The organism is Pedobacter steynii, from assembly GCF_900103665.1.
GTDB lineage: Bacteria > Bacteroidota > Bacteroidia > Sphingobacteriales > Sphingobacteriaceae > Pedobacter > Pedobacter steynii.
Genome location: NZ_FNGY01000026.1, coordinates 1 through 6,820 on the forward strand (window position 1 = coordinate 1; position 6,820 = coordinate 6,820).

The 6,820-nt window shown below is 43.4% G+C and carries 2 protein-coding genes; both read left to right on the forward strand.

Features of this window, described 5'->3' with window-relative positions; all coding sequences use genetic code 11:
• On the forward strand, positions 1-5,108 hold a 5,108-nt coding region (locus tag BLQ87_RS32955), incomplete at its 5' end, for a condensation domain-containing protein (RefSeq protein WP_143010623.1).
• Positions 5,109-5,112: 4 nt separating this feature from the next.
• Positions 5,113-6,820 (forward strand): type I polyketide synthase (locus tag BLQ87_RS32960; protein WP_143010624.1); only part of this gene is annotated, 1,708 nt, incomplete at its 3' end.

Consider the following 6,820-nt stretch of genomic DNA (forward strand, 5'->3'; position numbering starts at 1 on the left):
CGCTCACCACTAATGGAAAGGTCGACAAAAAGGCACTGCCGGATCCTGACGGCCTGGGTTTGTCGTCCGGTGTGGAATATCTGGCTCCCCGTAATGATACGGAGGAACGCCTGCTCCTGATCTGGCAGGACATCTTAGGAAGGGAGCAGATTGGCGTAAAAGACAATTTCTTTGACCTGGGCGGACATAGCTTAAAAGTGATACGTCTGATCAATCAGATTCATAAAGAATTTGGTATGAAGCTGGCACTAAAAGAGTTGTTTACAAAGTCAGTGCTGGAGGATCAGGCTAAATTAATTCAGACTGGCAAGGCCCAGGCTTTTATTTCCATCGCCTGTTTGCCGGAGCAAGAGAAATATGTTCTTTCCTCCTCACAAAAAAGGTTGTGGATACTGAATCAGCTGATGGGCGGACAGGTTGCTTATAACATGCCATGTGCGTATGTTTTTGAAGGTAAATTAGACCGTACTGCGCTTGAATTTAGCTTTGCAAGTTTGTTTGAACGCCATGAAAGTTTAAGAACGATATTTAAAGAGGATGAGCAAGGCGATGTTCATCAATATATCCGCTCTTCCGAACAGGTTAATTTCCATATTCACAATGAGGATATTCGCAGTTCTGTGCAGCAGGAAGAACTGCTGAAAACGATGGTTGAGCAGGAATTTGTTAAGCCATTTGATCTTAGTGCAGGACCACTGTTAAGAGCGAATTTATACCAGTTAGCAGATCATAAATGGGTTTTTACTTATGTAATGCATCACGTGATCAGCGATGGCTGGTCGATGGGGATCCTGATCAAAGAACTTCTTCAGAGCTATAACACTCATTTAACGGGTAAAAAGGATGTTTTACCTCCGCTGAGAATTCAATATAAGGATTACGCGGATTGGCAGCAAGCACAATTGGCCGGGACGAATGTCCACGGCCATAAGGAATATTGGCTTGATCAGTTTTCCGGAGAGCTGCCGGTTTTAAATTTAACCGGGGATAAAGTGCGTCCGCTCATCAAAACCTATTCCGGCCGAACAAATCAATATAAAATCAAAAAAAACACCGCTGATCAGCTAAGGGCTTTAACGAAGTCACATCGCTGCACGATGTTTATGGGACTTCTGGCTGCGGTAAATGCATTGTTATACCGTTATACGGGGCAGGAAGACATCATCATTGGTAGTCCGATTGCCGGCAGAGGGCATAGCGACCTTGAAAATCAGATCGGTTTTTTCGTCAACACACTGGCCTTAAGGAGCGAGTTTAAGGGGACAGATTCCTGTGAGTCGCTGTTGAGAAAAACCCGGGACATTACCTTAGCCGCTTATGAGCATCAGATTTATCCTTTTGATCAACTGGTGGAAGATTTGAATTTGCAGAGAGATATGAGCAGGAATGCCTTATTCGACATCATGCTCATTTTTAAAGATTCACAAACTGAAGAACATCAGCCGGATTTATTGGTTGAGGGCTTAAAGGTTGAAGGATTTGAAGGAGGTCAGCATCACTTAAGTAAGTTTGACATCACCTTTTATTTTAACGATACAGGGGTTGAATTAGATGCCAGTATCGAATACAATACTGACATTTTTTCTGAGGATACCATTAGCCGGTTATGGAAGCATTTTGAAGGTTTACTGGAGTCTTTTAGCCATAACCCTGAACAGTCGCTCAATAAGCTGGCGTTTTTAAGCGAAAGTGAAAAACATGAATTGCTGGAGAATTTTAACGATACGGCAATCAGTTATCCGAAGGACGGAAATATACTTCGGCTATTTAAAGAACAGGTCGGTCATTATCCTGAAAATATCGCATTGGTTTCAGGAAACAGGGAACTGACTTATCAGCAGCTTGATCATTTATCGAACCGTCTGGCCTATTGTCTGGCCGGCAATCATCAGGTAAAGAGGGGAGATATCGTTGGTATAGGTCTGGAACGTAATGAATGGATGCTGATTGCTATTCTTGGTATACTCCGGGTAGGAGCAACCTATCTTCCCCTGGATATTGAAAACCCACAGGAAAGAAACGATTACATGATCAAAGACAGCAACTGTCGTGTGGTGATCGATGATCAATTCATAAAAACTTTTAATGGTCTTAAGGTTGATCCGGATCAGCAGGAATATCCGGAAGTCCAGGACCCAGGGATCTGCGCTTTGATCTATACCACCGGTTCAACCGGTGTACCCAAGGGTGTTTTGATTTCAAGTCAGAACCTTCACAACAGACTGAACTGGATGTGGGCCGCTTTTCCATTCAAAGAAGCGGAAGTTTGTATTGCAAAAACCTCATTGAGTTTTGTAGACCACATGTGGGAACTATTCGGGCCATTGCTGAAGGGGATTAAGCTCATTATGTTCCATAAACATGAGTTGCTGGATGTCGAGAAATTCATCGTTAAATTAGGTCATTTCAAGGTGACCCGGATTGTCCTCGTGCCTTCGCTGTTGAAACAGCTATTGATTCATGAGGAGTTGTGTTCCACAACGCTTCAAAACCTGAGCGACTGGACCTGTAGTGGTGAGGTGCTGAGCCGTCAGCTTGTTGATGATTTCTATACGGTATTTAAAAGCCATAGGTTGCTAAATATTTATGGGTCTACTGAGGTGACAGCCGATGCGACTTTCTTTGATACCTCAAAAGGAAGAAACCGGGTATCTGAAAAAATTCCTGAGATTTTTGATCAAGGCATTTCTTCCGGATTTATCGAAAAAATAAAGGCCGCAGGCTTTCTTAATGAAGAGATTATAGGTGTTCAGGAACATAAACTGGCAGATAATTATGCAGATTTTACCGAGGTCAGGATCAGGAAAAAAACAGTGGAGGAGTATGGTGATTTCCTTACTGAAAACTTAAATAAAGGGCTGATCAATGTTGCTTCCCCTAAGTTTATAGGACATATGACCGGCCCGGTTCCTCCTATAGTTCAGGAGTTGAATCAGTTAATGATCTCCTTGAATCAAAATTTAGTAAAATTTGAGACCTCAGGCATTGGTACATTCATCGAGCGACAATGTGTAGGTATGCTTCATCATTTGGTTTATCGTAAGCCAGAGGAGTATTATAAATCAGTAGTTCAGGACCCGGCTTCTTCATTGGGGGTTGTAACCAATGGCGGCACGATGTCAAATTTTGTCGCATTAAGTTATACACTGGCAAATCTGCTGACCGAAAAATTAGATTTTGCCGGGCTCAATAAGAAAGGATTACAGGCTGCTTTAAAGGCCTATAATTATACAGGTGTTGTGGTGATTGGCTCCGAACGCTCGCATTATTCTATTCGGAAGGCCCTGAGGGCTTTGGGTTTGGGGGAAGATTCCTTTATCCGGCATGAAATGGATGCAGATCGGTTGAGGGAAAGCGGCTTGAAACTGGCCGAAGTTATTCGCGAAAAAAGAGCTGAAAACTATCTTATCCTGGCCATCATTGGAATAGCCGGTTCTACTGAATCCGGGAAAATTGATCCTTTAACGGAGTTGGGTGCTATTGCGAATGAACATCAGGTTCATTTCCATGTTGATGCTGCATTTGGTGGTCCTTATCTGTTTTCTACCGGGCTTTCCGGCAAACTAAATGGAATTGCGCTGGCAGATTCTGTTACGATCTGCGGACATAAGCAACTCTATTTGCCAATGGGATTTAGTATTTGCTTATTCAAATCTGAAAAGCAGGTCCGTTCCTCTGAACACAATTCAAAGTATCAGGCCAGAAAAGGAAGTCTGGACCTTGGCCGTTACACGCTCGAAGGATCCAGGTCATTTCTATCTCTGGTATTGCATGGTGTATTAAATGTGATCGGAATAGAAGGGTATGGGGAAATTATTGAATCAAACTATAGAAGGGCACAGCTATTTAAATCTATAATTGCTTTAAACCGGTCTTTTGAGCTTGATAAGGAGTCAGATTTGAATATTGTGCTGTACCGGTATATTCCGGAAAGCTTAAGGGATATCATTTTTTTAAGAGCGCTGACCGCAGATGAACAGGATTTTCTAAATCACTTAAATCAACAAATTCAGGAGCGGCAATTTGCAGAAGGTAAGTCTTTTGTATCCTATACCGCGCTGAAAAAGCTCAACGGAACAAGTGATCAGGTATTTTTCCGTGCCGTTTTGATGAATCCCTTTACCCGGGAGTCTGACCTGAATGAAATATTAGCGGAGCAGGAAGAAATTGCCCATGCAATTCTTGGCCTGGAGCGCAAACAGACGGAGGAACTTAAAGACCTGTACAGGGTCCGGATTGGGAAACCGATTGCAAATACAAAAGTCTACATATTGAGTGAAGCGCTGGAATTATGTCCGATTGGGGTTGTTGGAGAGATCTGCATCGCAGGGGATTGTGTTTCTGCGGGGTACGTAAATCATCCGGTACTCATGGAGTCGAAGTTTAGGGTCAATCCTTTTAATACGGATTCCATGTTGTTTAGGACAGGAGATCAGGGAAGGTGGCTTGCCGACGGAAATGTTGAATTTATCGGCAGAATAGACGACCAGATTAAAATAAATGGGTACCGGGTAGACCTGCAGGAGATCGAAACCTGTCTTTTAAGGTATCCGGGACTTGACGCTGTCTGTGTGATCTATAGATCGGAAGAGGAGCACAGCAAGCAATTGGTAGCCTACTTTGAAGGCAAAGAGGAATTAGACATTTCGGGGATAAGAGAACATCTGAATAAAAGCTTATTGCCTTATATGGTTCCGGCTTACTTCATTCAACTGGATAGTCTGCCATTAAATAATAGCGGCAAAATCGATAAAAACACTTTGCATAGACTGGCGCTTCCAAAACGGGTATACACTGATAATTATGTTGCCCCCCGAAGCGAAATTGAAGCAAAATTAGTTGGAATATGGCAAGATGTATTAGGGCATGACAAGATTGGCATCTATGATAATTTTTTTGAAATAGGAGGCAACTCACTTAAGATCATCAGGCTTGCCAGGGAGATCAGAAAGGAATTTGAGATGGAAGTTGACGTTTCCGTTTTATTTCGGTTTTCTAACATCAAAAGCCTGGTTGATCATTTTTCTAAAACGGAAGAAGTAGTTGAAGAACTGGAGTTCGACAGGGAAGAGTTCATGAGTGATTTAAACAAATTTAATTTCGATTAGTAACATGTCTGAAAATATTTATAATGGTCTGGAGATCGCAGTTATCGGTGTTTCAGGGCAATTTCCAGGGAGCAGTAATTCTAGCACCTATTGGCAACACCTTCGGGAGGGCAAGGAACTCATCAGAAATTTATCTGATGTGGAACTGGAAGCATCGGGCGTATCCAAAGCGGAGCTGTCAGATGATGCGTACGTAAAAATGACTGGTGATTTTGCTGATAAAGATAAGTTTGACCATTCTTTCTTCGGATATACCGATCATGAGGCTGCTACAATGGACCCTCAGATCAGGTTGTTTCATCAGAATTGCTGGAAAGCATTGGAGGACGCCGGGTATGCCAGTTCGATAGATAAAAAGAAAATCGGTTTGTTTGCAGGCGCATCCAGTTCCGCCAACTGGAAATTGCATGTCATGGCGAATCAGGATAAATCTTTGTTGGATCCCTTTTATGCTTCTCAACTTTCCAACAGCAATTTTATGAGCACATTGGTCTCCCATAAATTGAATTTAAGAGGACCTTCTTTGTTTGTGGATACTGCATGTTCCACCTCCTTAGTCGCGGTCCACCTCGCTGCGAGAAGTTTGCTGACGCGGGAATGTACCATTGCTTTGGCCGGCGGGATTTGCCTGACTACCCATAAGAAAAAAGGATATTTATACCGGCCGGATATGGTGGTCAGTTCCGATGGACACTGCAGAACATTTGATGCCAAATCTGAGGGTACGATGTTTAGTGATGGCGTTGGAGTAGTGGTATTAAAGCGATTGACCGAAGCATTAAAAGACAATGATCATATTTATGCGGTGATCAAATCTACCGCGGTCAATAATGATGGCAATCAAAAAGTAGGGTATACCGCACCCAGTGTCAACGGACAGCTGGAATGTATAAAAATGGCGCATCAGATTGCCGGAGTTGATCCGGCAACGATCAGCTATGTAGAAGCTCATGGAACGGGGACGAAATTAGGAGACCCGATTGAAGTTGAAGCATTGAATATTGCCTTTAACAGAAGTCCGGCGAAGCATTGTGCCCTGGGTTCTGTAAAAAGCAATATCGGACACCTGGATGCTGCTGCCGGCATTGCGGGTTTAATTAAAACGGTTCTGAGCCTGAAACATCAGCAGATTCCGGCGAGTCTTCATTACCAGGAGGCCAATCCTTCGATAGATTTTGAAGGAGGACCTTTTTATGTGAATACGGAACTTGCGGACTGGAAAAGGACTGGAGATAGTCCGTTAAGAGCCGGAGTTAGTTCTTTCGGTGTGGGAGGGACCAATGCCCATGTCATTCTGGAAGAAGCACCTTTGGTTCAGCAGCAGGGAGATGAGCTTTCAAGAAAGTACAAAATATTAACCATTTCAGCCAAAACTGAAACTGCATTGCTCCGGTATATGACGGAACTTTCGGATTTTCTGATTGCCGGTCCCGAAGTTAGTCAGGCTGACCTGTGTTATACTTTGCAAGTTGGCAGGAAGGATTTTACTTACCGGAAGTCCCTGGTGTATCAGGATCAGGAGGAGCTGGTTCAGCTGTTGAATTCCGGCCTTGCCAGGCAGTCATTTGTGAAGAGCAGGGAGCGTGGCCGGTCTGTGGTATTTATGTTTTCTGGAGCAGGTTCCCAGTATGTGAATATGGGGAAAGACCTGTATGCGCAAGAGGCTGTTTTCAGAACAGAGATGGACAAAGGTTTTTCTGAACTGAAGCGGC